30 protein-coding genes are annotated in these 26,437 nt (G+C 67.1%); 25 read left to right on the top strand and 5 right to left on the bottom strand.

Going from position 1 to position 26,437, the window contains the following annotated elements:
• Positions 1-50 precede the first annotated feature (50 nt).
• Complete coding sequence (locus tag QMK34_RS02990; protein ID WP_326411139.1) at positions 51-956, bottom strand: UbiA prenyltransferase family protein; 906 nt, start codon at positions 954-956, stop codon at positions 51-53.
• 435 nt (positions 957-1,391) lie between these two features.
• On the opposite strand from QMK34_RS02990, the gene QMK34_RS02995 reads away from it, so the two are divergent.
• The 22 genes from QMK34_RS02995 (at position 1,392) to QMK34_RS03100 (ending at position 19,405) form a co-directional block, all read left to right on the top strand.
• Positions 1,392-1,676, top strand: coding sequence for a cupin domain-containing protein (locus tag QMK34_RS02995; protein ID WP_326411141.1), 285 nt, complete (start codon positions 1,392-1,394; stop codon positions 1,674-1,676).
• On the top strand, positions 1,673-2,941 hold the full coding sequence (locus tag QMK34_RS03000) for a beta-ketoacyl-[acyl-carrier-protein] synthase family protein (protein ID WP_326411143.1): 1,269 nt from the start codon (positions 1,673-1,675) through the stop codon (positions 2,939-2,941). The genes QMK34_RS02995 and QMK34_RS03000 overlap by 4 nt, the downstream gene beginning before the upstream one ends.
• Entirely contained in the window at positions 2,938-4,176 is a 1,239-nt protein-coding gene (locus tag QMK34_RS03005) for a beta-ketoacyl synthase N-terminal-like domain-containing protein (protein WP_326411146.1), read from the top strand. The genes QMK34_RS03000 and QMK34_RS03005 overlap by 4 nt, the downstream gene beginning before the upstream one ends.
• 13 nt (positions 4,177-4,189) lie before the next feature.
• A complete protein-coding gene (locus QMK34_RS03010) occupies positions 4,190-4,474 on the top strand; it encodes an acyl carrier protein (RefSeq protein WP_326411148.1) in 285 nt (94 codons plus the stop codon).
• A 1-nt stretch (position 4,475) separates the two neighbouring features.
• Positions 4,476-4,991, top strand: a complete 516-nt coding sequence (locus tag QMK34_RS03015) for a hypothetical protein (protein WP_326411150.1) — start codon at positions 4,476-4,478, stop codon at positions 4,989-4,991.
• Between the two features lie 3 nt (positions 4,992-4,994).
• Positions 4,995-5,951: an SRPBCC family protein gene (locus QMK34_RS03020; RefSeq protein ID WP_326411152.1), complete on the top strand. Its 957-nt coding sequence runs from the start codon at positions 4,995-4,997 to the stop codon at positions 5,949-5,951.
• On the top strand, positions 5,948-6,868 hold the full coding sequence (locus tag QMK34_RS03025) for a DNA-3-methyladenine glycosylase family protein (protein WP_326411154.1): 921 nt from the start codon (positions 5,948-5,950) through the stop codon (positions 6,866-6,868). The genes QMK34_RS03020 and QMK34_RS03025 overlap by 4 nt, the downstream gene beginning before the upstream one ends.
• Entirely contained in the window at positions 6,865-7,338 is a 474-nt protein-coding gene (locus QMK34_RS03030) for a hypothetical protein (RefSeq protein WP_326411156.1), read from the top strand. Before QMK34_RS03025 ends, QMK34_RS03030 begins: the two co-directional genes overlap by 4 nt.
• Positions 7,335-8,060, top strand: coding sequence for an SDR family NAD(P)-dependent oxidoreductase (locus tag QMK34_RS03035; protein ID WP_326411158.1), 726 nt, complete (start codon positions 7,335-7,337; stop codon positions 8,058-8,060). Before QMK34_RS03030 ends, QMK34_RS03035 begins: the two co-directional genes overlap by 4 nt.
• Positions 8,061-8,068: 8 nt before the next feature.
• Complete coding sequence (locus QMK34_RS03040; RefSeq protein ID WP_326411161.1) at positions 8,069-8,797, top strand: SDR family NAD(P)-dependent oxidoreductase; 729 nt, start codon at positions 8,069-8,071, stop codon at positions 8,795-8,797.
• Between the two features lies 1 nt (position 8,798).
• Entirely contained in the window at positions 8,799-9,098 is a 300-nt protein-coding gene (locus tag QMK34_RS03045) for an antibiotic biosynthesis monooxygenase family protein (protein WP_326411164.1), read from the top strand.
• The gene (locus QMK34_RS03050) at positions 9,095-9,403 is read left to right on the top strand and encodes an antibiotic biosynthesis monooxygenase family protein (RefSeq protein WP_326411166.1); all 309 of its coding nucleotides are present in this window, start codon (positions 9,095-9,097) and stop codon (positions 9,401-9,403) included. Before QMK34_RS03045 ends, QMK34_RS03050 begins: the two co-directional genes overlap by 4 nt.
• A 2-nt stretch (positions 9,404-9,405) precedes the next feature.
• Entirely contained in the window at positions 9,406-10,461 is a 1,056-nt protein-coding gene (locus QMK34_RS03055; protein ID WP_326411169.1) for a methyltransferase, read from the top strand.
• Positions 10,462-10,566: 105 nt separating this feature from the next.
• Positions 10,567-10,947: a SchA/CurD-like domain-containing protein gene (locus QMK34_RS03060; protein ID WP_326411171.1), complete on the top strand. Its 381-nt coding sequence runs from the start codon at positions 10,567-10,569 to the stop codon at positions 10,945-10,947.
• A complete protein-coding gene (locus QMK34_RS03065; protein WP_326411173.1) occupies positions 10,940-11,683 on the top strand; it encodes an SDR family NAD(P)-dependent oxidoreductase in 744 nt (247 codons plus the stop codon). The genes QMK34_RS03060 and QMK34_RS03065 overlap by 8 nt, the downstream gene beginning before the upstream one ends.
• Positions 11,680-12,579, top strand: a complete 900-nt coding sequence (locus tag QMK34_RS03070; RefSeq protein WP_326411175.1) for an NAD(P)-dependent oxidoreductase — start codon at positions 11,680-11,682, stop codon at positions 12,577-12,579. The genes QMK34_RS03065 and QMK34_RS03070 overlap by 4 nt, the downstream gene beginning before the upstream one ends.
• Complete coding sequence (locus QMK34_RS03075) at positions 12,576-13,532, top strand: amidohydrolase family protein (protein WP_326411177.1); 957 nt, start codon at positions 12,576-12,578, stop codon at positions 13,530-13,532. The genes QMK34_RS03070 and QMK34_RS03075 overlap by 4 nt, the downstream gene beginning before the upstream one ends.
• Before the next feature lie 28 nt (positions 13,533-13,560).
• A complete protein-coding gene (locus QMK34_RS03080; protein ID WP_326411179.1) occupies positions 13,561-14,718 on the top strand; it encodes an acyltransferase family protein in 1,158 nt (385 codons plus the stop codon).
• 12 nt (positions 14,719-14,730) lie between these two features.
• Complete coding sequence (locus QMK34_RS03085) at positions 14,731-15,051, top strand: TcmI family type II polyketide cyclase (RefSeq protein WP_326411181.1); 321 nt, start codon at positions 14,731-14,733, stop codon at positions 15,049-15,051.
• A gap of 150 nt (positions 15,052-15,201) precedes the next feature.
• Positions 15,202-15,774 carry a hypothetical protein gene (locus QMK34_RS03090; protein ID WP_326411184.1) on the top strand — a complete coding sequence of 191 codons (573 nt, stop codon included), beginning with the start codon at positions 15,202-15,204 and terminating at the stop codon, positions 15,772-15,774.
• An 82-nt stretch (positions 15,775-15,856) separates the two neighbouring features.
• Complete coding sequence (locus QMK34_RS03095) at positions 15,857-17,920, top strand: MMPL family transporter (RefSeq protein ID WP_326411187.1); 2,064 nt, start codon at positions 15,857-15,859, stop codon at positions 17,918-17,920.
• Between the two features lie 6 nt (positions 17,921-17,926).
• Positions 17,927-19,405: an MFS transporter gene (locus QMK34_RS03100; protein WP_326411190.1), complete on the top strand. Its 1,479-nt coding sequence runs from the start codon at positions 17,927-17,929 to the stop codon at positions 19,403-19,405.
• Between the two features lie 143 nt (positions 19,406-19,548).
• Here QMK34_RS03100 and QMK34_RS03105 read toward each other — a convergent pair whose 3' ends face one another.
• Together QMK34_RS03105 and QMK34_RS03110 are read right to left on the bottom strand one after the other, a co-directional pair.
• Positions 19,549-20,118 carry a hypothetical protein gene (locus QMK34_RS03105; protein ID WP_326411193.1) on the bottom strand — a complete coding sequence of 190 codons (570 nt, stop codon included), beginning with the start codon at positions 20,116-20,118 and terminating at the stop codon, positions 19,549-19,551.
• A 129-nt stretch (positions 20,119-20,247) separates the two neighbouring features.
• Entirely contained in the window at positions 20,248-21,195 is a 948-nt protein-coding gene (locus QMK34_RS03110) for a DNA-3-methyladenine glycosylase family protein (protein ID WP_326411196.1), read from the bottom strand.
• 85 nt (positions 21,196-21,280) lie between these two features.
• Here QMK34_RS03110 and QMK34_RS03115 point away from each other — a divergent pair, with 85 nt between their 5' ends.
• The 3 genes from QMK34_RS03115 (at position 21,281) to tnpC (ending at position 24,204) form a co-directional block, all read left to right on the top strand.
• Positions 21,281-22,264, top strand: coding sequence for a helix-turn-helix transcriptional regulator (locus QMK34_RS03115; protein ID WP_326411199.1), 984 nt, complete (start codon positions 21,281-21,283; stop codon positions 22,262-22,264).
• A gap of 115 nt (positions 22,265-22,379) precedes the next feature.
• A complete protein-coding gene (locus QMK34_RS03120; RefSeq protein ID WP_326411201.1) occupies positions 22,380-23,144 on the top strand; it encodes a helix-turn-helix transcriptional regulator in 765 nt (254 codons plus the stop codon).
• A gap of 151 nt (positions 23,145-23,295) precedes the next feature.
• Positions 23,296-24,204 (top strand): IS66 family transposase, encoded by a 909-nt coding sequence (tnpC, locus tag QMK34_RS03125; RefSeq protein WP_442785093.1) that lies wholly within the window; start codon positions 23,296-23,298, stop codon positions 24,202-24,204.
• A gap of 453 nt (positions 24,205-24,657) precedes the next feature.
• On the opposite strand, the gene QMK34_RS03130 is transcribed toward tnpC, so the two are convergent.
• Both QMK34_RS03130 and QMK34_RS03135 read right to left on the bottom strand, forming a co-directional pair.
• Complete coding sequence (locus QMK34_RS03130; protein WP_326411205.1) at positions 24,658-25,482, bottom strand: thiopeptide-type bacteriocin biosynthesis protein; 825 nt, start codon at positions 25,480-25,482, stop codon at positions 24,658-24,660.
• An 18-nt stretch (positions 25,483-25,500) separates the two neighbouring features.
• Positions 25,501-26,370 carry a lanthionine synthetase C family protein gene (locus QMK34_RS03135; protein ID WP_326411207.1) on the bottom strand — a complete coding sequence of 290 codons (870 nt, stop codon included), beginning with the start codon at positions 26,368-26,370 and terminating at the stop codon, positions 25,501-25,503.
• Positions 26,371-26,437: the final 67 nt, after the last annotated feature.

Below are 26,437 nucleotides of genomic sequence, written 5' to 3' on the forward strand. Positions count from 1 at the left end.
GCGTCCTGGCCATTCGAATGCTGATAACGATTGTATGACGATCGGGTCAACTAGACAGGCAGAACGGACAGGGTGGCTGCGTATTGCGTGGCCATGAACGCGCGGTAGGGGTTTCGCGGATGTGCGCCTCGCATGTGGACCAGCGCGAGAAACGTGACACAAAAGGAGCCCGCGAGCATCACGGTGGCGGAAACGCGCATGGCTGGTACCCAGTTCCACGCGACAATGGCGAACGAAGTGGCGACACACAGTGCGCAGGCGGCCACTACAACGCTTGCCGCTCGTTTTCCGAAAATAACCACCAACGTCCGGCGGCCCGCCAGTTTGTCACCGTGGACGTCGGAGAAGTCCTTGGCGACCGAGCCCACGCAGCCCATCCACGCGGACATCGCCGCAGTCAGCAGAAGCAAGCTGGGATTGGGAAGTTCTCCGCCGCCGAGCAGGAAGCCGGCCAGGAACGTCAGCGCTCCACCGAGGGTGGCGACGGCAGCCGCGCCGAGATAGTGCCGTTTGAAACCGAATCCGGGTGCCGAGTAGAGGTAGCCCAGTGCCAGCATGGCCACTACCAAGAGGGTGAACAGCGGTCCGGTCCACAGTCCGCTGAGCACTGCTGTTGTGGCGAAGCCCCGGCACCACTTCAAGGCGACGGTCTGCGGCAGGTGACCCTGCGCGATCGGGCGGTTCTTCTCCGACGCCTGGTCTTCGACGATGTCGGCCGAGCCGTTGAATAGGTACACAAAGACCACGGCGCAGCCCCAGGACAGTATTCCTGGGAGTAGCGTCTCCGGCGCGACGCCATGCAGCCAGGGGGCGGCGAGTGCGGCACCCGCGATCAGCCGGACGAAGAAGATCAGTTGAACGACCGGGCGTGCCTCGAGCAAACAGTCGCGCAGCGTGTCCGCGAATGCGCTGGGGGCGACTGCGGTCCAGGTGCGGCCGGTCGGTTTGGTTGACATTCGGCTCTCCTTTTGTCGTCGGTGGCTGATCTGCGACGTCCGCAACTTCCGTGGTGCGGTTATCGGTGCGGTACAGATCTATCCCGTGATGGCGGAGTCAAGAAGAGTCTTGCGACGTAGCATCGCTACAACCTTCGGCCCATTCCTGGCGGTCGACCGATTTATTGTGCGACTCGTGTTGATCAGTTAATCGGAAATGCATTGGCACTTTGATGTCAGCGTGGATCTCTTTTATTTCGGTGCGGACAATTGCAGGCTCTGCGGTACACAAATCGTCGAGAAGAAGTTCTGCGTAACCGTAGGGAGATGCTCGTGGCCACATCGGGTCTTAGGCCGGTTTCCATGCTCGACGTTCCCGCCGACACGCGGCGAGGCGGCGAGATCCGAACGCTTTTGTCGCCCCGCACCATCGGATCGACGTCAGGGTTCATGGGGGTGGCGACCATCGCACCCGGCGACTACATCAGCTCGCACCTGCACCCCTATTCCGAGGAATTCGTCTTCCTGGTCCGCGGCGAACTGCGGTGCGACCTCGGCGACGAGGCCGTGGAACTGACCGCAGGCCAGGGACTGCTGGTGCCGAAGGAAACGCCGCACCGGCTGGTCAACACCGGCACCGTCGAGGCGTTCCTCGTTTTCCACCTCGGCCCGCTCGCACCCCGGCCCGAGCTCGGTCACGTCGACCTGGAGGAGCACATGGATCAGCGAGTGCGGTCATGACCGGCCGGAGAGTGGCCGTCACCGGCGTCGGGGTGGTGGCGCCCGGCGGCATCGGTGCCAAGGAGTTCTGGTCGCTGCTGGCCGACGGGCGGACGGCCACCCGGCGCCTCACCCGCTTCGAGCCCTCTTCGTTCCGTTCCCAGATCGCCGCCGAATGCGACTTCGACGCGGTGGAGCACGGCCTGACCGCCCGCGAGCTCCGGCGGATGGATCTGTACGTGCAGTACGCGCTGGTCGCCGCGCGTGAGGCGGTGGATAACTCCGGACTCGACTGGGCCGCCATCGACCTCAACCGGGTCGGCACGTCCATGGGCACCGCGGTCGGCGGCACCGTGCTGCTGGAGGACGAGTATTTACCGGCTTCGGACAACGCCACCCGGTGGTCGGCCGATCAGAGGTTCCTGCGCCCGTTCATGTACGACGCGCTGGTCCCGAGCAGCTTGGCCGCGGAGATCGCCGCCGCTTTCCGAGCGGGCGGGCCGGCCGCGGTCGTATCCACCGGCTGTACGTCGGGGCTGGACGCGATCGGTCATGCCTGCGCGGTGATCGCCGACGGCGAAGCCGACGTGATGCTCGCGGGAGCGGCCGAATCGCCGATCTCGCCGATCTCGGTCGCCTGTTTCGACGCCATCAAGGCGACCTCGCCGAACAACGCCGAACCCGCCACCGCTTCGCGGCCGTTCGACCGCAGGCGCGACGGTTTCGTGCTCGGCGAGGGTGCGGCGACCCTGGTGCTCGAGGAGTACGAGTCCGCCCGGCGGCGAGGCGCGCATATCTACTGTGAGGTGTCGGGTTTCGCCAGCACCGGCAACGCCCACCACATGACCGGCCTGACCGCCGAGGGCATCGAGATGTCCGAGGCGATCGACCGCGCGATGCGCCAGGCCCGGCTCAACCCGGACGACATCGACTACATCAACGCGCACGGTTCCGGCACCAAGCAGAACGACCGGCACGAGACGGCGGCGTTCAAGCGCAGCCTCGGCGAGTCGGCCTACCGGACACCGGTGAGCTCCATCAAGTCGATGGTCGGCCACTCGCTGGGCGCGATCGGCTCGATCGAGGCGGCGGCCTGTGTGCTGGCCTTCGCCAACGACGCGGTGCCACCCACGGCCAACCTGCATGAACCGGACCCCTTGTGCGACCTGGACTACGTGCCGCTGGAGGCCCGCACCGCGCACCTGGACCACGTGCTGACAGTGGGCAGCGGGTTCGGTGGCTTCCAGTCGGCGCTGGTGCTAAGCAGGGAGCTGGTGAACCGATGAGCTTCCGGATGGTGATTTCGGGGATCGGTGCGGTCACTCCGATCGGCGCCAGCACGGCGACGTACTGGGATGCAGTGCGCAAGGGCGTATCGGGGCTGGGCTGGATCAGCCGGTTCGACCTCACCGACTACCCGTGCCGGGTCGGCGGTGAAGTGCACGACATCGACCTCGCCGAGTACGTCCTGCCGCGGATCGCCGCGCAGACCGACCGATGGACGCAGCTGGGCCTGGTCGCCGCGGGTCAGGCGCTGGAGGACTCGGGGCACGAAAGCCCGGGGGAGTCCGCGTACGACACCGCGGTGATCACGGCCAGCAGCTCCGGCGGCAACGAGTTCGGCCAGCGCGAGATCCACAAGCTCTGGTCGGACGGCCCGCACGCGGTGGGCGCCTACCAGTCCATCGCGTGGTTCTACGCGGCGACGACCGGTCAGGTGGCGATCAAGCACGGCGCCAAGGGGCCCTGCGGGGTGCTGGCAACGGAGTCCGCCGGCGGGCTGGACGCTATCGGGCAGAGCAGGCGGGTGCTGCGTCGTGGTGAGGCGAAAGCCGTCATCACCGGCGCGACAGAAGCGCCGATCAGCCCGTACGCACTGGCGTGCCAGCTGCGCGGTGGCCGGTTGTCCCTCAGCGACGATCCGATGACCGCGTATCAGCCGTTCTCCACCGCCGCGGCCGGTCACGTCGTCGGCGAGGGGGGCGCGATGCTGCTCGTAGAACAGTTGTCGCGCGCTCTCGACCGTGGTGCGGAACGGGTCTACGCCGAGATCGTCGGTTACGCGGCCACGCATGACGGCAGGCACACGACGGCCACACCGACAGGTGACGGCCTGGCCAGGGCTGCCCGGCTGGCGATCGCCGATGCCGGGATCGACCCCGCTGAGGTTGACGCCGTGTTCGCGGACGGTGCCGCCACGCCGGAATTGGACCAGGCGGAGGTAGCTACGCTGCGCATGGTGTTCGGTGCCAGGCAGCTCCCGATCTGTCTGCCCAAGACGCTGGTCGGCCGGATGTACGCGGGTTCGCCCGCACTGGACGTCGCGACCGCGGCTTTGGCTCTGTACCACGGAGAACTGCCACCGTCACCGGTCGTCGAGAAGGCGCCTTGGGCGGCCGACCTGGATCTGGTGCACGAGCTGCGCACCGCAGATCTCCGGCATGTCGTCGTGCTGGCTCGCGGTTACGGCGGCTTCAACGCCGCTGTCGTCCTGCGCAAGATCGAGATCAACGGAAACTGACAGGAGACGCATCATGAGTATCACCGTCAACCAACCGGACCTGACTGTCGGCGAGCACCTCGGGCTGTTGGCCGAACTGATGACCGACGGCGGTTTTCCCATCACCGCCAGGGAACTCGGTGAAAGCCTGGACGCCCTGTATGAGAAGTGGGGCATGGATTCGCTGGGCCATCTGGAATTGATGGTCACCCTGAGCCGGAAGTTCGGGGTCACCATCAGCGACGCCGACGCCGAGGACCTCAGGACGCCCGCGGCCACGGTGCGCTTCATGAACGCCTTGCGGCGCGGGGACGGCTGAGGTGCCCACCACGTCGGCGCTGGCCGGTCACGTCGTTCCCGGGGTCGATGGGACCACTGTGGACTTCGACGCCCGCCGTGGTGCCCCGCTGATCGTGATCCTCGGCAACAGGTACACCCAGAAGTCCGGTCATCAGATCATCGAGTCGCTGCGTTCCCATCCGGCCACCATGTCGGTGCCTGTCGTGCAGGTGGCCTGCTTGCGCGACGTGCCCAAACCGCTACAGGCGATGGCGGTCCGGCACATCACGGCAGGCTACCGCGGCCAGCTGGCGGATCTCGCCGCCCGCCGTGCCGCGGTGGGCGCACCCGACGTCGACGAGTCGACCTTGCTGACCATCGCGCTGGACTGGACCGGTGAGGTCACCGGGAGCTTCGGTTTCTCCGCCACCGACCGCACCACGGTCGTACTGGTCCTCGACCACGACCAGCGTCTGGTCGCCCGCATCACCGAACCCGCCGCGTTCGCGGCGATAAGAGCCGCGCTGGCCGCGGCCTCCGTCGAAAGGACTGTCTAGGACATGGCTGCCCGCACCGAGAATTCCGTTCACGTCAAGGCCCCGTTCGAGCTCGTCTGGGACATCACCAACGATGTCCCCGGCTGGCCGCGGTTGTTCAGTGAGTACGCCGGCGCCGAGGTCCTCGAGACGCGGCCGGGTTACCTCCGCTTCCGGCTGACCATGCACCCCGACGAGCAGGGCAGGGTGTGGAGCTGGGTGTCGGAGCGCGAGCTCGACCGTTCGTCGCGCACCGTGCTCGCGCGCCGGGTGGAGACCGGTCCCTTCGAGTACATGAACATCCGCTGGACCTACGAGCCCGCCGACGACGGAGGCACCGTCATGCGCTGGGTCCAGGAATTCCAGATGAAGCGCGGCGCGCCGGTCGACGACGCCGGTATGCGTGACCGGATCAACAGCAACAGCGCGATCCAGCTGGATCTGATCAAGAACACCATCGAAGGCGTCGCGGCGGCCAAGAACCTGCGCGACTACGTCTTGCCCGGCGTCGGTGGTATCGAGGTGGACCTGTCCGCGAAGGCCGGGAAACCGCTCATCGTCGTGCTGGGCAACCGGGTCACCCAGAAGGCGGGACACGACCTGGTGGACGCGCTGCGGACCGACCCGATCACCGCCGAGGTGCCGATCGTGCAGGTGGCGCATCTGCAAGGGGTACCGCGCAGTCTGCACAAGATCGCCGAGCGGGACATCGCCGGCGGCCGCCGCAAGCAGGTGGAACGAGCCGAAAAGCTTCGTGCCGCCGAGGGATTGGCCACTGGCGGCGAGGACGAGGCGATCGGTCTCGCCTTGGACTGGCAAGGGGTTCTCGGCCGGGACCACGGGTTCGGTGCACGGGACAAGGCGCCGCTGACCCTCGTCACCGACACGTATCTGAGCGTGCTCACCGTCATCCGCACCGCCGACGCCCTGCCGGGCATCCGTGCGGCGCTCGACTCGATCACTGTGAAGGAGGAGGCATGACCGCGACCATGGCGCCGACGAAGGTCGTGGGCGTGCTGCCGGCGGCTCAGCCGTTCGACCTGCGCACGTCCATCCGGTTCCTGCAGGGCTTCGGCGCTTGCAAGGGTGACCAGGTGATGACCGAGGACATTCTCACGAAGGCTATCGCGGTCGACGGCCAGGCCGTGGTGTTCGAGGTTTCGCCCAGCGCAGGCGGGGTGGACTACGTGCTGCACTCCGCCGAACCGATCTCACGGGCGACCCACGACCAGGTCTGCGACAAGATCGACGGCTATCTGAGCTTGTCCGACGATCTCGGCGACTTCTACGCCCTGTCAGCGGGCGATCACCCGGATTTCGCCCGCCTGGTGAAGAACCTGTGGGGCCTGCATCAGGTCCGCTTCCTCACGGTGGCGGAGATCGGGGTGTGGGCGGTGCTCTCGCAGCGCACGCCGAAGAACGTCTCGACGGCGTTGAAACGCCGCATTACCCAGACTTTCGGCCGCACGCTCGTGGTGGACGGCGTCGAGTACCAGGCGTTCCCCGAGCTGACCGACCTGCAGCATCTGACCGCGGCCGACTGGATCGGCATCGTCAAGAACGGCCGCAAGGCGGAGTACCTGGCGTGTGTGGTGGAGGGGCTGCTGGACCTGCACGAGGACTACCTCGCCGAGGCGCCGTACGACGAAGCCACCAAGGCTTTGCGCCGGATCAAGGGGATCGGAGAGTTCTCGGCGGCCGCGATCCTGTTGCGCGGGCTGGGCCGGATGGACTTCGTTCCGCTGAAGATGCCGAACTTCGCCGAGGCGACGGCCAAGATTTACGGCCAAGGCTTCGACAACCAGAAACTGCGCGACCGGTACGGCACGCATCTGGGCTACTGGGCGTACTACCTGCACACCGGCCTCGGTGCGTTGCGGGCGGAGGCGCTGTCATGAGCCGGCTCCCGGTGAGCCTGACCCAGGACTTCGAACTGATGCCGGACGAGGCAAGGGCGCAGGTGTTGTTCATCAGCAAGACCAGATTGACGCTCAAGGGGTTCCTCACCGGCGGGCCGCTGGTGTGGAAGATGATGCGCCGGCTCAAGCGGACCCCCGGGTTCGTGTTCCACAAGGGACTGTTCAAGTTCCCGTTGACCACCGGTGCGATCGCGTTCTTCGAGAGCTTCGACGCGCTGCAGGACTTCGCCCGCTCGCCCGAGCACATGGCGCTGGTCAAATGGGGCAAGGTGCCGGGGCGGGTGCGCAGCGGATTCATTCGCATCATGCGCACCGCGCCGACGGGCAGTGGCTTCGGCGACTGGATCAAGCCCGAGGAGCAGGAGTCGCTGGACCGCAGGAGGTTGATCCCGATCGTGTCGCGTGAGACCGAATGGGACAGCGAGCTCCCTGTGGGGAGGACAGCATGACCCGCACAGCTCTGGTGACCGGCGCGAGCCGCGGTATCGGCAGGGCGGTGGTCGATCGGCTGCTCGCCGACGGGGTCCGGGTGTGCGGGCTGTACCGCACTGAAGGCGACGCGGCGAGGCTGCTCGCCAAGGAACTGGACTCGGCCTCCCCCAAGGGATTGACGCTCAGGTGTGACGTCTCCTCCGAGGAACAGGTCGGCCAGGCCGTGGCCCGGTGTGCCGAGGAGTTCGGCGGCATCGACATCCTCATCAACAACGCCGGGGTGGCCACCTTCGCCATGCTGGACAACCTGGACCTCGCGCAGTGGGAGTCCACGTTCGCCACCAACGTCACCGGGCCCTACCTGGTGACCAGGGCCGCGTTGCCGCATCTGCGTCCCGGCAGCAGCGTCGTCACCGTCACCTCGGGCCTCGGGATCACCGGCGCCCCAGGCAAGACGCACTACGCCGCGAGCAAGGCCGCCCTCATCGGCTTCACCAAGGCGTTGAGCCGTGAGGTCGGCCGACGGGGTGTCCGGGTCAACGCCGTTGCCCCCGGAATCATCGAAACCGAGATGTCCGCGGCCGGACTCAACCCCGAGCTGCGGGCCCGCTATGAGGGGCAGTGCGCACTGGGCCGGATCGGGCAGCCGCCCGAGCTGGCCGAGGTCGTCGCCTTCCTCGCAGACCCCCGTTCCTCCTACGTCAACGGCCAGACCCTCATGGTCGACGGCGGAATGTGAGACAAGTCGTGACTGGATTGGATCTGACCGGTAAAACCGCCCTCGTCACCGGCGGTACCAGGGGAATCGGACGGGCCACCGCGCTGACCCTCGCCCGCCACGGAGCCACCGTGACCGCGGTCGGCGCCGGCCCGAGCGCCGCCGCCGAAAAACTGGCGGACGAGCTCAAGGCGTTGTCGGACAAGCACACCGTCGCGTTCGCCGACGTGTCCGACCCGACCGAGGTCGCCGCGCTGGCGGAGCAGGCCGGCGCACTGGACGTCGTGGTGAACAACGCGGGGGTGATCAGCAGCGCGTCCGTGCTGGACCTGGAACTGGACGAGTGGCATCGGGTGCTGGACACCAACCTCACCAGCATGTTCCTCGTCGTCCGCTCGGTGCTGCCCCGGCTACGGGACAACGCCTCCATCATCAATATCACCTCGGCGGTGGCCTGGGTCGGGATGCCCGACCGGGCGCACTACACCGCAGCCAAGGCCGGGGTGCACGGCCTGACCCGCTCCCTGTGCAAGGAGCTCGGGCCGCGCCACATCCGGGTGAACAGCGTCGCGCCCGGGATCGTGGAGACGGACCAGGTGGCAGGCCTCACTCCCGAGCAGCGCGTCCGCTACGCCGGCCTGGCCGCGCTCGGGCGGCTCGGGAAGCCGGACGACATCGCCGACGCGGTGCTGTTCCTGGCCGGTGACCTGGCCGGGTTCGTTAACGGCGCACTGCTGTACGTGGACGGGGGCATCTGAAATGCCGCTCCGGATGACGCTGACCATGCAGGTCGGCCGGGAGGACGCCGACGAGTTCATCACCCGGTTCCAGTCGGCCGCCGACTACGCCGCGGGTGTTCCCGGTTGTCTCGGCCAGGCGATCACCGCGAACAACCTGGACACCGAGACGACCGAGTTCGTGATCACCAGCGAATGGACGGACCGGGAGTCCTTCCACCGTTTCGAAACCAGCGAGGACCAAGACCGTGTCACCGCCCCGCTGGCCGCGCTGCGCCGCAGCGCGCGCATGGAACTAGCCGAGATCGGAGTACAGCTGTGACCGCACGAGTAATGGTGCTCGCCCGCATCCGCGAGGGTGACGAGGGCAAGTTCGAGACCGCCTACGCGGAGGTGACGGCCAAGGTGGCCGGCACCCCCGGCCACATCCGCGACGAGCTGCTGCGGCCTGCTGACAACGACGACCGCTACATCCTGCTGTCCGAGTGGGAGACCACGGCCGCTTTCCTGGCCTGGGAAGACGCCCCGATCCACAAGCAGACCACGACTCCGCTGCGGCCCTACTGGGCGGGTGCGGTCGAGCGGAACATCCACGAAGTGGCCACTGCCGACTCGAAGGAGAACTGACCATGACCGCGATCAACGAGATCGACGGCCTCGTCGCCGACCCGCCGGACACCGCGATGCTGCCCGAGTCCGCGCAGATCCTGCTGATGGCCACCAGCAAGTGGGTGGCGCAGTCGCTGTACGTCGCCGCCAAGCTCGGTATCGCCGATCTGCTGGCGGACGGACCGCAGACGCCGGCCGAGCTCGCCACCGCGACCGGTACGCATTCCCGTTCACTGCACCGGATCCTGCGCGCAGTCGCCAGTGTCGGCGTGTTCGCTGAGGACACCGAAGGCCGCTATGGCCAGACTCCGTTGTCGGAATACCTGAGGGACGGAATTCCCGGATCCCTGCGCCAGGCGGTCATCTTCTTCGGCGAGGACTTCACCTGGCGTCCGTACGGCCAGATCCTGGAGACGGTTCGTACCGGCGTGCCGGTGTTCAACCAGATCAACGCGGTGCCGGACATGTTCGCGTACATGGGGGAGCACCCGGAGAGCCAGGAGATCTTCGACGGCGCAATGCTCGCGCTGTCCGGCGACTCGATTAGCGACATCACCGAACGTCACAACTTCGCCGAGGCGGGCAAGGTCGTCGACATCGGTGGTGGGCAGGGCTTCTTGATCTCGGAGATCCTCAGTGCCAATCCGGCGGTCAGCGCGATCCTGTTCGATCAGGCATCCGTTTTGGACGGTGCGGTCACCGCGGAGTTCGGCGACCGCGTCGAGCTGGTCGCGGGCAGCTTCTTCGAGACGGTGCCCGGCGGCGGTGACACCTACATCCTCAAGAGCGTCCTGCACGACTGGAACGACGACCAGTGCACGGACATCCTGGGCCGGGTCCGCGAGGCCATCGGCGACCGGCCTGACGCACGGGTGCTGGTCATCGAGGCCGTTGTCCCCCAACTGAACGGCTGGGGCTTCGCGAAGTTCATGGACGTGGAGATGATGGTCAACGTCGGCGGCGTGGAGCGTACCGAGGTCGAATGGCGGGAGCTGTTCACCCGAGCCGGCTTCGTGCTTGACGAGATCGTTGAAATCAACCCGCCGAACTCGATTCTGGTGGGTCGCCCCGCATGACAGGCCTGGCCCGGGTCCTGACCGGCCTCGCCACCTATGGCGCGGCCTTGCTCGGGCTCCCGCACCCACGCTACTGGCCGGACGATTACGAGGAGGAAGTCAACGATGTCTCAGCAGTGGGCTCTGACCTGGAATGTCAAGCCTGGGACCGAAGAAGAGGTGATCCGTCTGTTCGAGCGCAGTGGTCGGCCTGACCACACCGTGCGCGACGGCGGCGGGAACGTCGTCGGCCTCCTGAAACGGACCTCGGTCTTCATGCGGCAGAACACGGTAGTCCGCGTGATCGAGTTCGACGGCGAGTTCATCGATGTCGCCAAGCACATGGGGCAGCAGCGTGAGGTCCGTGACCTCGAGCGCGAACTGGACGCGTACTTGGAAGTCGAGCGCGATCTGTCGAGCCCGGAGAAGACAGCGGCGTTCTTCGCTTCCGCCAGTATGCGCTGCGTGCTCAGCCGCAGTCACGACGACGGGGAAGTCGATGACTGACCGGATCGCACTCGTCGTCGGCGGGTACGGCGGGATCGGACGAGCGGTCTGTGCCCAACTGGGTGCCGAGGGTGCCGTGCTCGCGATCGCAGGCCGATCCCGCAGCAGCGCCGAGCTCGCCTGTAAGGAACTGGGAGAACAGGGAATCCGGGCGTTCCCGTACGTCGTCGACCTGGCCGAGAAGTCCACAGTGGACAAGCTGGTCGACGACGTCGGCGCGGACCTTGGGCGAATCGACGTGCTGGTCAACCTGGCGGCGATCGACGCACACGGCCCGGCGCTGGAGGTCGGTACCGAGCAATGGGACAAGGTCATCGGCATCAACCTGTCCGGAGCTTTCTGGCTGGCACAGGCGGTCGGCCGCCGGATGGTCGGTGGCGGGGCGGGGCGGATCGTGCTCCTGTCCTCCACCCGCGCCGAGTATGGCGGCAGGCGCGGGTTTTCCGCATACGGAGCGGCGAAAGCAGGCGTCAACCTGCTCGTGAAGCAGCTCAGCACGGAGTGGGCCGGGCAAGGGGTGACGGTGAATGCCGTCGCGCCAGGGTTCGTGCCGACCGGGCTCACCGCCGGCGTGGACGAGGGGTTCACCGCGATGATGATCCGCCGCATTCCCGCCGGCAGGTTCGCGACCCCGGACGAGGTCGCCGCAGCTGTGACGTTCTTCGCCTCGCCACAGGCCGGTTTCGTGACCGGGCAAGTGCTGTACGTCGACGGCGGCGTGACCGCCAGTTCGTGAAGGGAAGGGACATCATGACATCGATCATCGCTGTACTGGGTACCGGCGCGATGGGCGCCGGAATGGCGCGTCGGCTGCTGGACGAGGGTTACGAGCTGAGGGTGTGGAACCGCACCCCGGAGAAACTGCTGCCACTGCTGGAAAAGGGTGCGTTCGCGGCGGGGACCCCGGCGGAGGCGGCCCGCGGCGCTGACGTGGTGCTGGTCAGCCTGGCTCATGCCGACGCCGTCGAGCAGGCCGTGTTCGGGCCGGACGGAGCCGCGGCCGGTCTCCGTGAAGGAGCGTTGCTGGTCGATACCAGTACCACCTCGGCCGAAGCCGCGCGGGCAGTCGGGGACCGCGCGCAGCAGGACGGCTTCCGGTTCGTCGAGGCACGTGTGCTGGGCAACCCGCACCACGCCGAGACCGGTCAGCTGCGGACACTCGTCGGCGGCCCGCCGGCGTACGTCGAAGCGGCGCGTCCCTTGCTGGAAGTTCTCAGCAAGGACGTGAATGTGCTGGGGGAGTGGGGATCCGGCGCTCAGATGAAGATCGCGCTGAACCTCTTCCTCGGGGTGCAGCTGGCCGGGCTCGCCGAAGCGGTGGACATCGGCGAGGCCGCCGGGCTGGACAGGGCGACCGTCCTCGGGGTCCTCGGCGGCAGTGGGTACAGCTCGCCGGTGGTGGCTTTCCGCTGCATGCTCGTCAACGCCGGACGGCTCGAACCGGCGGCGTTCCGGCTCGACCTGATGGCCAAGGACCTGCGGCTGGCGACCGATCTGGCCAAGGCCGGTGGGGTCGACGCCCCGGTGACCGCGGCCTCGGGCGAGTTGTTCCGGGAGGGCGTCGAACGCGGTCTCGGCCACCTCGACGCGGTGGCCGTCGTGCAGCCGGCGCGGCTGGCGGTGCCGTCGTGATCATCGATGTCCACGGCCACGTCACCGCACCGGAGTTGCTGGCCAAGTATCCGATGCCGCCCAGTCTCGGTGACATCGACGGCATGATCGAACGCAAGCTCGAGGCGGGCGTAGGCCTGACTGTCGTCGGCAGCCCGGTCGGTTTCGGCACCATGACCCGTATCCCGGGGCTGGACAACTACGCCCAGCCCGCGGACAAGCTGGCCGCCTTCCACGACTGGATGGGGGAGACGGTTCGCGCGCACGCCGGGCATTTGCTCGCGTACGCCTACGTGAACCCGTTCGGTACCGACGCGGAGCTGGCCACGGCCGCGGAGCTGGTACACCGGCCGGAGTTCGTCGGGTTCATCGTCAACACTTCGGTGCGCGGACGGTTCTTGGACGATCCCGGTGCGGACCGATTTTTCGAGCTTGCCCGCGAAGCCCTTGTCCCGATCATGCTGCACCCGCCCGCCGAGCCGGTCGGTGCAGGCGCACTGACCAACTTCGGGCTCGTCGAGCAGCTCGGCCGGTTCACCGACGTGCACCTGAGCCTGGCGACGATGATCATGGGCGGACGCCTGGAGCGTGACCCCGGCCTGCGCCTCATCGCCGCCACCGGCGGTGGCGCGCTGGCTCTGCTGGCCGACCGCCTGGACCTGGCGCATTCGCCACGACACTGGAAGGGCACCGGAAAGCCCGCATTACCCCGTACCCCCAGCAGCTACTTCTCGCAGATCTGGGTGGACACGGCGTCGAACAGCTCGCACGCGTTGCGCGCCAACATCTCCGTGTTCGGCGCGGACCACGTCCTGTTCGGCACCGACACCCCGCCACTGCCGCACGAGGTCGCCGACCTCGTCGCCGCGGTGACCGAGCTGAACCTGTCCACACAGGACACCCACGACATCCTGACCGGCAACGCCGTCCGGCTGCTCAACCTGTCCGAGGAGCAGACGCGCGCCGTCGCTTGAGCGACAACCTAGGAAACGAGCCTGTGCCATGACCTCCACGATCCCCGAAACCGGTTCCGTGTCGGCTTCGCCGACACCGAAACCCACCCGAATGCGGCTCATGACGTTGCCCGGTCTTCGGGTGTTCGCGTCACTGACCGTGTTCATGGACCATTCCCTGCTGCCCCTTCCCGGTATCAACCCGTTCGCGGACGAGGAATTCGGCAACGGTCTCGAGGCCGTGTTCCGGGTCGCGGCTTTCGGCTGTGTCTCGTTCTTCTTCGTTCTCAGCGGTTTCCTGCTCACCTGGCTCGCGAAACCCACGGACACGTACCGGGGTTTCCTGCGTCGCAGGCTGGTCCGTATCTACCCCGGCCACCTCGTCACCCTGCTGATCTGCCTGCTGGGCATGGGTGCCACGCTCTGGCAGGTCCTGCCGAACATCTTCCTCGTCCAGTCCTGGGTGCCGCGGTACAACATCTGGGCGGCGCTGAACGGCTCCACCTGGTCCTTGGCCTGCGAGATCCCGTTCTACGTCGCTTTCCCGTGGATCCTCAAGCAGGTCAACAAGATCGCGCCGAGCCGATTGTGGTGGTGGGTCGGTGGCATCGTCGTGACCGTGCTGGCGATCACCAGTATCTCCCATTTCCTGGTGCCGAACACACCGCAGTTCCCGTTCGCCTCGCCGATCGGCATGAACCAGTTCTGGATGGTCTACACCGCTCCGCCCGCTCGCATGCTGGACTTCCTGCTGGGCATGATCATGTGCCGGATCATCAAGACGAACCGCTGGATCAATCTGGGGCTGCTGCCCGCAGTCGGCATCTACGTCGCCGCCGGTGGACTCGGCCTGCTGCTGCCGTTCACCTACGAACTGGCTTTCGTCGAGATCTTGCCCGCAGCCCTGCTGGTGGCCGCCGCCGCCGCCACGGACGTGCACCACAGACGTTCGCTGCTGCGTGGCCGGGTCTGGGCGAAGCTCGGCGACATGTCGTACGCGTTCTACCTGGTGCACGGGCTTGTGGTGTTCGGAGGTGGAACGTTGCTACGTAACGGAAAACTGTTCTCCATTCCCGCGGCTTTCGGCATCATCGCGGTCGATCTGCTGGTCAGTCTCGGCCTCGCCTGGCTGCTCTACACCTTCGTGGAGAAGCCGATCCGTGCCCGCTGGGCGGTCGCCCGGCCCAAGAAACCCGTCACCAGCTGATTGGACGCAACCATGACGACTACCCTGATCGTAGCCAGGATGACCCCGGACGCGGCAGAACGCGTCGCCGGCATCTTCGACGAGTCGGACCGGACGGCGCTGCCAGGACTGGTCGGGGTTACCCGGCGTCGGCTGTTTCGCTACCAGGGCCTCTACTTCCACCTGTTCGAGACCGACGAACACGGCCCGCAGCGCGTCGAGCAGATCCGTGAGCACGAGTTGTTCGTCGACGTCAACGAGAAGCTGGCGGCGCACATCAAACCGTTCGACGAGCGGACCTGGAAATCACCGCGTGACGCGATGGCCGAGGAGTTCTACCACTGGTCGGTGTGATCGTTCGCGCTGGCAGGAAACTGCCAGGCAAGGAGATGTCACCGCGCGAGCCTTCCGGTGAGGCGGGAAACCGGGAACAATCCAAGCACGCCGGAACAGTGGAAGGAAACAACGACAGTGTCCCGATTTCGCAAAGCCGGCGTCCTGGCGGTGGCCACGGCGATCGTCGCACTCGGCGCGGCTACCGTGCTCTTGAGCGAATCCGGTGAATTGCCCGCTCAGGCCGTGGGGAACACCATTGTCGGCGAGCCAGCTCCACTGACAGGCAAACTCATCGTCGACGCGGATGCCCCGGTAACAGGAGCCGTGGCGGTCCGTTATACCGGCTCTTCGGCGGAATGTGAGTTCCTGCATGAGAAATATCCCGACGGAGTGCCGAAGGTCGGCTGCGTCAATGTAGCGACCTTCACGTCGAACAAGACTTCTCGGAACGTGCAGCTGTGCTCCGAGTACAGCTGCGACGCTTGGCATGCGAGCGTCGACTTTGCCCTGCGCTACGGCAATTCGACGATTTCGGCCGCGGATGGTGTTTGCCACTATGGTGGATTGGCCTACGACGCTCTGAAGGACTGGGTGTCCTACACCGGCAACGGGACGGGGTCCGTATCTGTCGCCGCCGACTTCTACGTCGTCATTTCGGGTATTCCGATCACCGTGGAGTGGCATCTTCGCATCACCAACAAGGCAGACGGCTCCTGGCACGTCACGGTCAATCACACCTGAGGAGGGCTGACCGATGTTACGAAGAATTGTGGCCCTGCCCGGTGGACGCCGGGCGAAGTGGGTCGTTGTCGCTGCTTGGGTCATGCTTCTGGTGCCGGCGTTCTCGCTGGCCGGGATGCTCGGCTCGGTGCAGAAGAACGACATTTCGGCGTGGCTGCCCAACTCGTCGGAGTCGGCGAAGTTCTTCGCCGCGGCGGACAAGTTCCAGGCTGGCGGCACGATGCCGACCATCGTCGTGTATGCCCGGCCGAGCGGGTTGACGGCCGCCGACGTGGCGAAGGTCAACGCGGACGCCGTCGTTTTCCAGCGGCTCGGCGACGTCACCGGGCAGGTGCAACTGCCGCTGGTCGCCGATGACCTCAAGGCGGTGGCGACCGTGGTGCCGGTGCGGGTCGGCGAGTCCGGCTGGACCGGCATCGCGAAGGTGGTCGACAGCCTGAACGACATCGCGGCCCAGGATGCCGGCGGCCTGGTCAGTCATGTGACCGGTCCTGGCGGCTTCGCGTCGGACTCCGGCAAAGCGTTCGGAGACGCCGACCTGCTCATGATCATCGCGGTGCTGGTGGTCGTCGGGATCCTGCTGTGCACCTACCGGAGCCCGGTGCTCTGGCTGCTGCCGGTGATCGCCGCGGTGGCCGCGGTGTTCACCTCGGAAGCGGTCATCGCCACGCTGGCCAAGTACGCCGGTGTGGTCGTGAACTCGCAGAGCAGTTTCATACTGAGCGTGCTGGTGTTCGGCGCCGCGACCGACTACGCGTTGCTGTTGATCGCCCGGTACCGCGAGGAGCTCCGGGTGCACGCCGACCGCCACGAAGCGATGGGCAATGCGTTGCGCCGATCGGGACCTGCGATAGTGGCCAGCGCGGCCACTGTCGCGGTGAGCCTGCTCGTGCTCATGCTCGCCACGGTGAACTCCACCAGCGGTCTCGGTCCGGTGTGTGCGGTCGGCATCGTGGTCGCCCTGCTGGCCATGATGACCTTGCTGCCCGCGCTGCTGGTCATCTGCGGGCGATGGATCTTCTGGCCGGTCAAGCCAACCTTCGGCGCACCGCGGCCGACCCGTGACGGCCTGTGGACGCGGATCGGCGGTTTCGTCGCCAGGAAACCGCGGCTGATCTGGATCGGCACGGCGGGGGTGCTCGGCTCGCTCACACTGGGCATGCTGGGCCTGCACGCCGAGGGCATCCCGCAGGACCAGCAGTTCACGAAGGTCACCGATGCCGTCATCGGCGGGCAGCTCCAGTCACTGCATTTCCCGGCGGGCGCGGGTAACCCGATCTGTGCTGTCGTCGATTCGTCCACTTCGGACCAGGTGCGGCTCTCGCTTTCCCTGCTGCCTGCCATCGCCACCGTCGTGCGGCTGGACGCCAAGGACGGCCGGACCTTGATACTGGCCACGCCCCGTGCCGCGGCCGGAAGTCCCGAGGCGTTGGCCACCGCACGTCAGGTGCGCGACGTAGTGCACCAGGCCGGTGGTGCCGACGCTTCGGTAGGCGCCGGTTCGGCGGTCACGGTGGACATGCAGGACGGGGCCGCCCGTGACTCGCTGCTGGTGATTCCGGCGATCCTGTTGCTGGTGTTCAGCATTCTGGTGTTGCTGTTGCGGGCGTTGGTTGCCCCACTCGTGCTGGTCGCCACCGTGGTGCTCTCCTTCGGCGCAGCCATGGGCATCAGTGTCGTGGTGTTCGACCACGTCTTCCACTTCGGGGGAATGGATGCGGCCTTCCCGCTGCAGGCTTTCACTTTCTTGGTGGCGCTCGGCGTGGACTACAACATCTTCCTGGTCACTCGGGTCCGCGAGGAGTCCCTGGTGCTGGGCACCCGGCAAGGGGCGCTGGCCGGATTGACCGCGACCGGCGGCGTCATCAGCTCCGCCGGGCTGGTGCTGGCCGGCACGTTCGCCGCGATGGCGTCACTGCCGATGGTGTTCGCCGCCGAACTGGGCTTCACCGTCGCCGTCGGCGTGCTGATCGACACCTTCCTGGTCCGCTCGGTGCTGGTCACCGCGCTGACTCTCGATCTCGGCGAGGCCATGTGGTGGCCGCGCCGGCCGGATCCCCGAAAACCCGTTCCGGAAGTAGGACGAGAACTGACCTACATCGGAACTAGCGTCCACGCTGTCCCACTCGAAATGCACGAAAGGTAGAGACGGATGACCATCGCCCCCACCGCTGTGGCTCCCACAGCGTCCGCCCCGGCGAACAGCCGCCGTTGGCTCGCACTCGCGGTGGTGATGACCGCCGCCTTCATGGATCTGGTCGACGTCACCATCGTCAACATCGCCGTACCCAGCATCCAGCGCGACACCGGAGCGTCCTTCAGCGCCGTTCAGTGGATCACCGGCGGTTACGCGCTGGCGTTCGCGCTGGGCCTGATCACCGGCGGGAGGCTCGGCGACATCTTCGGTCGCAAGCGCCTGTTCCTGCTCGGCATCGCGGGCTTCACGGTCGCATCCGCGCTCTGCGGTCTGTCCGCGGGCCCGGACATGCTAGTGGCCTCCCGCGTCCTGCAGGGCGTGGCCGGCGCGATGATGGTGCCGCAGGTGCTCTCGATCATCCATGTCACGTTCCCGGCGGAGGAACGCGGCAAGGTGTTCGGCATGTACGGCGCGATGGTCGGCCTCGGCGCTGTCGCGGGTCCGCTGCTGGGCGCGCTCCTGACCCAGTGGAACATCTTCGGTCTCGAATGGCGGCCGATCTTCCTGGTCAACCTGCCGATCGGCATCGTGGGACTGGTGCTGGGCAGCCGGTTCATCACCGAGTCCAAGAGCCCCAATGCCCTGCGCGTCGACGTCGTCGGTACCGTGCTGGCCACCTTGGGCCTGCTGCTGGTTCTTTTCCCGCTGACCCAAGGCGAGCAGCTCGGCTGGCCACTGTGGACGTTCCTCTCGATGATCGCGGGTGTGGTCGTGTTCGGCCTGTTCGTCGCCTTCGAGCGGAACAAGACTCGCAAGCACGGGTCACCCTTGGTCGAACTTTCGCTGTTCCGGATCAAGAGCTTCGCCGCGGGTATCGGGGTCCAGCTGGTCTTCGGTGCGGCCACCGGCATCTTCTTCCTGATCTGGACGCTTTACATGCAGACCGGCCTCGGCTGGGAGACCTTGCAGGCCGGGCTCACCGCGGTGCCGTTCTCGCTCGCTGTCGGTGCCGCCGCCGGGATGTCGGTCGCGCTTCTGGTACCGAAGTTCGGCCGCAAGGTCCTGCAGGCCGGTGCGTTGGTGATGACCGCCGGGGTGCTGCTCTACATGCTGCTGGCCGCGGAGCACGGCCCCGGGATCACCACCTGGGAGATGATCCCGGCGCTGCTGGTGATGGGCTTCGGTATGGGCCTGATCATCTCGCCGATCACCGACGCCATCCTGTCCGAGGTGCCCGCCGAGCACTCCGGTTCGGCGTCCGGCCTGATCAGCACCGTGCAGCAGCTCGGCTGGGCCTTCGGCCTCGGCCTGGTTTCCGTCGCGTTCTTCGGCACGGTCGGCAAGGTTTCGCCGGACGACCCGCAGCGGGCGTCGATCTACAGCGCCGCCTTCGGCCAGGGCCTGTGGTGGGTTGCCGGCGGCCTCATGCTCGCTTTCGTCCTGATGTTCGCCCTGCCCAAGAAGGTCAAGCCAGCGGCGCAGCCCGCCCTCTGAACCACCTGAATGACACAGGTCCTCCGGCCGGCTTCCCCCAAGCCGGCCGGAGGACCTGTGTTGGTTTCCCCTGGGAATCCACGAAGGCCCGTCACCGACGAGGTGACGGGCCTTCGTGGACTTGTCGATACGAGGAGAGCCCCTCAGTCAAAGCAGCGCCGGATGTGGAGACCGGCGCGAGAGAAGAACGTGGCCGTCTCGAGGTCAGCCGGTTCGCCGGCACACCAGAGAGTGATCAGCTGCGAACCGAGCCGGGCGTGGAGGTCCGGCAACAAGGCACGGCGTGCTCGCGACGAGTGCGCGGCGCTGTGCTGCAGGCCTTCGAACACGGCCAGCGTGGAGAGCGGGCCGGCGGCCAGTTCGGCCTCCCAGGTGCGGCGGATCAGCCGCAGCAGTCCGGCTCGGACCACGAGGTCTGTCGCCCGGATGGCACGGACTTCGGCCAGGACGGCCTCGGCGCGGCAGACCGGTACGCAGTGCACCCGGCCCCCGGCTTGGACGACCGCGAACGCGCCCGGGGCCAGTTCGTCGACGTCTTCCCTTGGCAGGGCCGCCACCAGCACAGTCTCGGGGGCGAACGGATACACCCGCGGTGGGGTGGTTCCGTCGTTGGACTGGGCCCAAGCCAGTATCAGCTGATGGGGTGTCACCGTGTCAGCCGCGACAGCCTCGGCTAACTCGGCACGGGTGAACTCGACTTCCGGTGAGCTCAACACAGTAGGAGCAGCCAGAGCCGAAATCGGCACGGAGTTCGACATCGAGCTGCTCCTCCCGGGTTTGGTTACGTCAATAGTCGAGGCGGTCACCCACTGTGTCCACCTCATCGCGATGACAGGAAAAGGTCATCGTCCGGCGGTGCAGGCAACCGGGCCGAGCGCCTCGGCGCGGAGGGCACCGAGGCCGGTGTGCAGGTAGTACGCCCAGTAGCCGAGGTTGTCCCCGTAGCGGCTCCGCAGGCGCTGGTTGTCATATCCGGGTCCGTAGACCTTGGCCGTGGCGTCGGCGAACGCGGGCATGTCGAGGGGGACGAAGTCCATCCGGCCGAGGCCGCGCAACAGGATCGCGGCGGCCGAGAACTCGCCGACGCCCCTGATACCGCGAAGTGCCTTCGTCGCTTGCGTGTACGAAGCCGTGCTCAGGTAGTCCTCGCCGATGTCCAGCAATCCTTCGACGAGGCTCGTCAGGTATTCGGCCTTGCGCGTGTTCTTGACGATCTCCACCCAGTCGGCCACCTCAAGCTGGCGCAGGTCGGTGAGTTCAGGGAATGCCTGGTACTCGAGGCCGTCGTGGCTGATCGTGCGGCCGAACTTCTGGGTGATCCGGCGCTTCAACGCGGTGGAGACGTTCTTCGGCGTGCGCTGGGAAAGCACGGCCCAGACACCGATCTCCGCGACGGTAAGGAACCGCACCTGGTGCAGCCCCCACAGCGCCTTGACCAGCCGCGCGTAGTCGGGGTGGTCACCGGCCGCCTGGGTGTAGAACTCGGTGAGGTCGTCGGAAAGGCTCAGGTAGCCGTCGATCTTGCGGAGCACCTCGTCGCGCACGGAGGCGGTGATCGGCCGGTCGGAGCGCAGGACGTAGTCGACACCCGCACCGGCCGGACTGACCCGGAACACTACGGCCTGGCCGCCGACCGCGATCGCCTTGGTCAGCGTGTCCTCGGTCATGATCTGGTCGCCCTTGCAGGCGCCGAAGCCCTGCAGGAACCGGATCGACGTGCGCAGGTCGAACGGCTGGGCCGCCGGCAGCACGCCGGAAATGGTGGTCGGGCTGATCAGGCTGGTGGTCATGGTGAGCTCCCTCGTCGTGGTCCGTCGGCGACGGTAGCGGCCATGTAGGTCAGATTCTGTCCCACATCGGTGCGATACTGAGCGCATGACCGACACTCCGGCCCGGCTGCTGGGCCTGCTGTCACTGCTCCAGACCCCACGCGAGTGGCCGGGCAGCGAGCTGGCCGAGCGGCTCGGCGTCAGCGCCCGAACGATCCGTCGCGACATCGACCGGTTGCGTGAGCTGGGCTACCCAGTGGAGGCGTCGATGGGTGCCATCGGCGGGTATCGCCTGGTCGCGGGCCAGGCGATGCCCCCGTTGCTGCTGGACGACGAGGAGGCGGTAGCCATCGCAGTCGGTCTGCGCACGGCCGCTGGGCATGCCGTGGACGGCATCGAGGAGGCCTCGGTCCGGGCATTGGCGAAGCTGCTGCAGGTGCTGCCTTCGCGGCTGCGGCACCGAGTCAGTGCCCTGAATTCCGCCACCGAGCCACTGCTGGCCGGGGACGGCCCGAACGTCGACCCCGAGGAATTGGCCCTGATGGCGGTCGCCGTGGCCCAGCACGAGCGGTTGCGTTTCCACTATCGGGCGGCGGACGGGAGCGAGACGAGGCGGCTGGTCGAGCCGCACCGGCTCGTGTCGACGAAACGCCGGTGGTACCTGGTGGCCTGGGACAACGACCGCTCGGACTGGCGGATCTTCCGGGCGGACCGGATCCGGGAGCCGGTGCTCACCGGCGCGCGGACGACACCGCGCGAACTGCCTGCCAAGGACGCGGCCGCGTACGTCGCGAGCAAGTTGTTCGAACGTTCTCCGAAGTACCGCGCAGTCGTGATGCTGCAGGCCCCGATCGGTGAGGTGCGAAAGAAGATGGGCGGCGCGCACGCCGACCTGGAACCGGTCGGCGAGCACAATTGCCGGCTGCGCACAAGGAACGACTCGCTGGAGTGGATCGCGTTCCGGCTGGCCATGCTGGGCTGCGACTTCGAGGTGCACGAGCCGCCAGAATTGGCCGTGTACCTGCGGGACATGGGTGAACGGGTGATCAGGGCTGCCGGCGGGCCCGGTGAGCTGCAACTTAAGTCGTAGCGGGTTGAGGCTTTGCACCCAACTTGGCCGCGGATCCTGGCCCGCGTCGCGTCTCCGCTCCTACAGTTGGCCGCGAGACGTTCGTGACAGCTGACGAAGGACCGGTGACCCCGCGATGCGACCGGCACAAGTAATCGACCATGCCCAGCAACGGTTCGTCGACGAGAGCCGGAAGATGTTGCGAGACTGGGGAACCGTCTACGACCAGGCCCGCGGTATCGGTACCCGTGACGAGGGGTTCACCTTCCTGCCACCGGGTGCGCCGACGCGGATCGCCGCCAATCAGGCGCGAAACGACTGTTGTTCGGAACTCGCCACCATTCAGCTCAGTGGCGCCACCGTCGGCGAAGTGTTGCCGGGCGAGCTGGACCTGCTGCGGCGCGGCGTCGGCGTGCGAACCTTGGTGCAGCACAGCGTGTTGCCCAAGCTGACCGTTCGCTCGTATGTGCACAAGCTGACGACGGCGGGGGGAGAGGTGCGCGCCCTGCCGCACCTGTGGTTCGGGCTCGCGATGTTTGATCGGCGAGTGGTGCTGGCATCCGCGTCCCTCAAGGACGAGCCGTCGGCGGGCACGGTGCTCATCCGGAACCCGGTGGTCGTCGCCCGGGTCTCGGAGATGTTCGAGCACTTCTGGGCCACCGCGACGTCCGATGTGGACGAAAGCGGTGGACGCGGTGAGCTCGTGTCCACCCAGCTGCGGGTGGCGATCGCGCGGATGCTGGCCAGCGGCTGCACCGACGAGGTGTCCGCGCGCCGGTTGGGCATGTCGTTGCGGACCTACCGCAGGCACGTGGCTCACCTGATGACCGACCTGGGCGCCCGCACGCGTTTCCAGGCCGGGCTGCTGGTGCGGGACGCCGGCCTCATCGGCGTCGACTGAGGCGTCGACCTGCCACCGATCACAGTCTGGGTGAGCGAGCATCAGCTGATAGCTCGGCGCTGCGGGTGCGGGCAGGTGAGCCGCGGTGTGACACCGGACGGGGTGACAGCGCCGGTGCAGTACGGATCGCGTATCGCCGCGATCGTCGTCTATCTCTACATGGGGCAGTTCTTGTCCAAGAAACGCACTGCGCAGGCTCTGTCGGAGTTTGTTCGGCGCCCCGGTCTCCGAAGGCACTGTCGCTGCCGCCGCCGGGCGCGCGTCTACTGGTCTGAAGGGGTTCTTGGAACTGGTGCGCGGCAGGATCGTCGCAGCGCCAGTGGTGAATTTCGACGAGACCGGGTTCCGGGTCGCCGGGAAGCTGCACTGGGTGCATTCGGCGTCGACGGGGAAGTACTCGCTGATCACCGTGCACGCCAAGCGCGGCACCAAGGGGATGGACCACGCTGGTGTCCTGTCCGAGTTCACCGGTATCGCGGTGCACGACGCCTGGTCCTCCTACGACACCTACAGCCGAGTGACACACGCGTTGTGCAACAGCCACCTGCTCAGGGAACTGCAGGCGGTGGCCGACCTCGCGTCTGCCGGTGCGACGTGGTGCTGGGCCACCCAGGTCACCGACGCGCTACTGGAACTCAAGAAGCTTGTCGCGACGGCGATCGACTCAGGCATTCAGCACATCGATGCTGTTCTGGCCGCCAGGCAGACCCGGCTGCTGCGTACGGCAGCGCGTCTCGGTGCCCGCCAGAACCACGCCCGGTCCACGAAGATCATGGCCAAACACCACGCCCTGGCCCGCCGCATCCTCGACCGCCACGACGACTACCTGTGGTTCACCACCGACTTCCGGGTACCGTTCGACAACAACGCCGCAGAGCGGGAAATCCGGATGGTCAAACTCCGCCAGAAAGTATCCGGATGCGCCAGAACCCTCACAGGCGCACGACAATTCACTGCCACCCGATCCTACCTCGCCACCGCAGCCAAACACGGAATCACCTTCTTCGACGCCCTCGTCCAACTCGCCGAAGGCCAACCATGGCTGCCCGCTACCCAATGACCTGACCAGTTACGCTGAGGTTTCGGTTGTCATTGCGGTCGGTCCGAGCGGTGTACGTTGTTGCCTCGCGCTCGATAGTAAGGGAAATTGCCCGAATTAAATACTGACAGCCTCGCCTATGCGGCCAGCGCGCGGAGACTGCGTCTGGCCTTCATTTTGGACGAAAGCGTTTATGCCTGGGCGAAGGCCGACGTCGGTTTGACGGAACGGCGAAGAGACTGGAACGGCGATCAGTGGTGCGCCGCCCAGGCCTCCTCGCGGGTTCAGTCCTCGCTCTGCAAGGGCGGGCACCACGACTGTTCTGGCTTTCTATCAGGTGACGGTGATGGCGTAGTGGTGGCGGTTGACGAAAAAACGGCCACGCGTGGGAATTGGCCGATGAGTTGCTTACGCAGCGACCGAGAAGGCGGCGGCGGGCTAGAGCTTGGAGGCGGCTTAACCTGCTGTGGTCTGTCAGTCTCCGAGGACGGCCTCCTTGGCCGTGTGCGCGAGGAGGCTTTGGGTGCTGTAGGGCAGCCCGATCCGGTTCCAGTGGAAGATCACGTGGTGGGTGAGTACGGCACGAAGGCCGCGGTGGAGCGTTCCGGTGCGCGCGAGCTGGCCGAGCCGTTCGCCGGCTGTATGGAATGCGGCGGTCCAGGTCGCGACGTCGGAGAGCTGGCCGCCTGGCCCCATCAGCGGGCTGGCTGGGTCGGTGTCGACCGTCAGCAGTCGTTGAAGTCCGGCTTGGAGGTTGTGGACCTGGTCGGGCGTGGTTTCGGCCGGGAGTGGCCGGTTCTCGGCGACGCGAGCCCAGATGTCGCCTTGTTCGTACCAGTCCTGTCCGGCGCTCCGCAGGAGCGTGCTGCACAGCAGGATGGTCAGTTCGCGCCGCCGCTCACGAGCGCGGATGCCGTCAAGGATGTGCTGGCTGTCGCTGTGGAACAGCTCGTGGGCGATGGTCATGGCGTTGCGGCCGCCGAAGGCGTGGACTTCGGGCTCGTAGATAGTCTCGACCCATCCGGCGACCCGCCCGTTCTCGCGCAGGCTGTCCAGCGCCTGGTGCACGGCCTGCCGGGCAGCGTCGGCGTGCTCTGGAGCTGAGAGGTAGCGCAGGCGCCAGGTTGGGGCTTTGCGGATGAACGACCAGGACACGACCAGGCCGGCGGTCTCGGGGTTGTCCAGCACGGGCCGGAGGTGGGTGGTGGCGGTGTCCTCGGCCGTGGCGTAGTCGGTGAACTCGATGGCGACCTGGAGCCATCCGTGGTTCTCGTGCTGCGGGCTGGTGTCGGTGTCCACGTGGTCCTTCGGGACGGGTCAGGCCAGCAGCAGGCAGGTGTCCCAGCCCGATCCTGGCGGGATGTCGCCGACGGCGGTGAGCAGGGCAAGTGCGGCGCCGGTGCTGCCTTCGAGCAGCCCGGCATCAGGGGATGCAGTGCGCAGCTGGTCGACGAGCAGATCGGTCAGGTGTGGCAGGTGGGCCGCGAGGTCACCGGTCGCGGCGTCGGCTGCTGCGCGCCAGGTGGTGTGCAGCAGCCCGGCCGCGCCGTGGCAGAGACTCGGGTCGATGATCCGGGCGAGCTGGGCTGGGTCGCTCACGCAGCCGAGCAGCGCCGTCTCGGCCGTGCGCTGGCGGGCGGCATCGCCGGTGGCGAGGGCGGCGAGTTGCTGGGCTCGGGCAATGCCGGGAGTGCCGTAGCACCAGGACGGCTGGAGCGGCTCGCGTTGCCCGGCGCGCCCGGCGCGGGCCTCCTCGAGAGTGATGGTCCGCGGCCACCAGGCCGCGCCGCCGTGGTCGTCCTGCCATGAATCGAGCCACGCGCAGATGCGGGCGATGGCGTCGGTGTGTCCGTCGACGGTGACGTCGTGCCGCATCGTGGTACCGAGGAAGGCCAGTACACCGCAGATCCCGTGGGCCAGGCCGAAGTTTCCGTGCCCGCCGGGGTACTCGGCGGGCGGCTGGCCGGTGGGACCGTGCTCGGTCCACCACCCCGGGAGTCCGTCGTGGTCGGGCAGGGGTTCGGTGAGCCGGACGAGGTAGGCCAGCACGGCGGCGGTGATCTCGTGGTGCGGGTTGCGGCGCAGGTGGTAGGTGCCGAGGCCGGTGAGTCCGCGGATCAGGTCGAACTCGGCCAGTGCGGGGAGTTCGCCGCGGTCGATGCGGGTGTGCGGCGTCGAGGCGGGCACGGGTCAGCGTGACGGTGGCGGTGTCGAGCTGCGCCAGTCCCCGATGGTAGCGGCCGGAGCCTTCGGC

This window comes from Amycolatopsis sp. H20-H5 (genome assembly GCF_035828755.1).
Lineage (GTDB): Bacteria > Actinomycetota > Actinomycetes > Mycobacteriales > Pseudonocardiaceae > Amycolatopsis.

Excerpts from the sequence above, each read along its gene's own strand:
- QMK34_RS03045 (WP_326411164.1), top strand. The coding sequence starts at position 8,799 with ATGCCGCTCCGGATGACGCTGACCATGCAGGTCGGCCGGGAGGACGCC.
- QMK34_RS03035 (WP_326411158.1), top strand. The coding sequence starts at position 7,335 with ATGACCCGCACAGCTCTGGTGACCGGCGCGAGCCGCGGTATCGGCAGG.
- QMK34_RS03020 (WP_326411152.1), top strand. The coding sequence starts at position 4,995 with ATGGCTGCCCGCACCGAGAATTCCGTTCACGTCAAGGCCCCGTTCGAG.
- QMK34_RS03095 (WP_326411187.1), top strand. The coding sequence starts at position 15,857 with ATGCTTCTGGTGCCGGCGTTCTCGCTGGCCGGGATGCTCGGCTCGGTG.
- QMK34_RS03055 (WP_326411169.1), top strand. The coding sequence starts at position 9,406 with ATGACCGCGATCAACGAGATCGACGGCCTCGTCGCCGACCCGCCGGAC.
- QMK34_RS03120 (WP_326411201.1), top strand. The coding sequence starts at position 22,380 with ATGCGACCGGCACAAGTAATCGACCATGCCCAGCAACGGTTCGTCGAC.
- QMK34_RS03065 (WP_326411173.1), top strand. The coding sequence starts at position 10,940 with ATGACTGACCGGATCGCACTCGTCGTCGGCGGGTACGGCGGGATCGGA.
- QMK34_RS03080 (WP_326411179.1), top strand. The coding sequence starts at position 13,561 with ATGACCTCCACGATCCCCGAAACCGGTTCCGTGTCGGCTTCGCCGACA.
- QMK34_RS03005 (WP_326411146.1), top strand. The coding sequence starts at position 2,938 with ATGAGCTTCCGGATGGTGATTTCGGGGATCGGTGCGGTCACTCCGATC.
- QMK34_RS03030 (WP_326411156.1), top strand. The coding sequence starts at position 6,865 with ATGAGCCGGCTCCCGGTGAGCCTGACCCAGGACTTCGAACTGATGCCG.
- QMK34_RS03115 (WP_326411199.1), top strand. The coding sequence starts at position 21,281 with ATGACCGACACTCCGGCCCGGCTGCTGGGCCTGCTGTCACTGCTCCAG.
- QMK34_RS02990 (WP_326411139.1), bottom strand. The coding sequence starts at position 956 with ATGTCAACCAAACCGACCGGCCGCACCTGGACCGCAGTCGCCCCCAGC.
- QMK34_RS03100 (WP_326411190.1), top strand. The coding sequence starts at position 17,927 with ATGACCATCGCCCCCACCGCTGTGGCTCCCACAGCGTCCGCCCCGGCG.
- QMK34_RS03000 (WP_326411143.1), top strand. The coding sequence starts at position 1,673 with ATGACCGGCCGGAGAGTGGCCGTCACCGGCGTCGGGGTGGTGGCGCCC.
- QMK34_RS03110 (WP_326411196.1), bottom strand. The coding sequence starts at position 21,195 with ATGACCACCAGCCTGATCAGCCCGACCACCATTTCCGGCGTGCTGCCG.
- QMK34_RS03085 (WP_326411181.1), top strand. The coding sequence starts at position 14,731 with ATGACGACTACCCTGATCGTAGCCAGGATGACCCCGGACGCGGCAGAA.
- QMK34_RS03060 (WP_326411171.1), top strand. The coding sequence starts at position 10,567 with ATGTCTCAGCAGTGGGCTCTGACCTGGAATGTCAAGCCTGGGACCGAA.
- QMK34_RS03010 (WP_326411148.1), top strand. The coding sequence starts at position 4,190 with ATGAGTATCACCGTCAACCAACCGGACCTGACTGTCGGCGAGCACCTC.
- QMK34_RS03025 (WP_326411154.1), top strand. The coding sequence starts at position 5,948 with ATGACCGCGACCATGGCGCCGACGAAGGTCGTGGGCGTGCTGCCGGCG.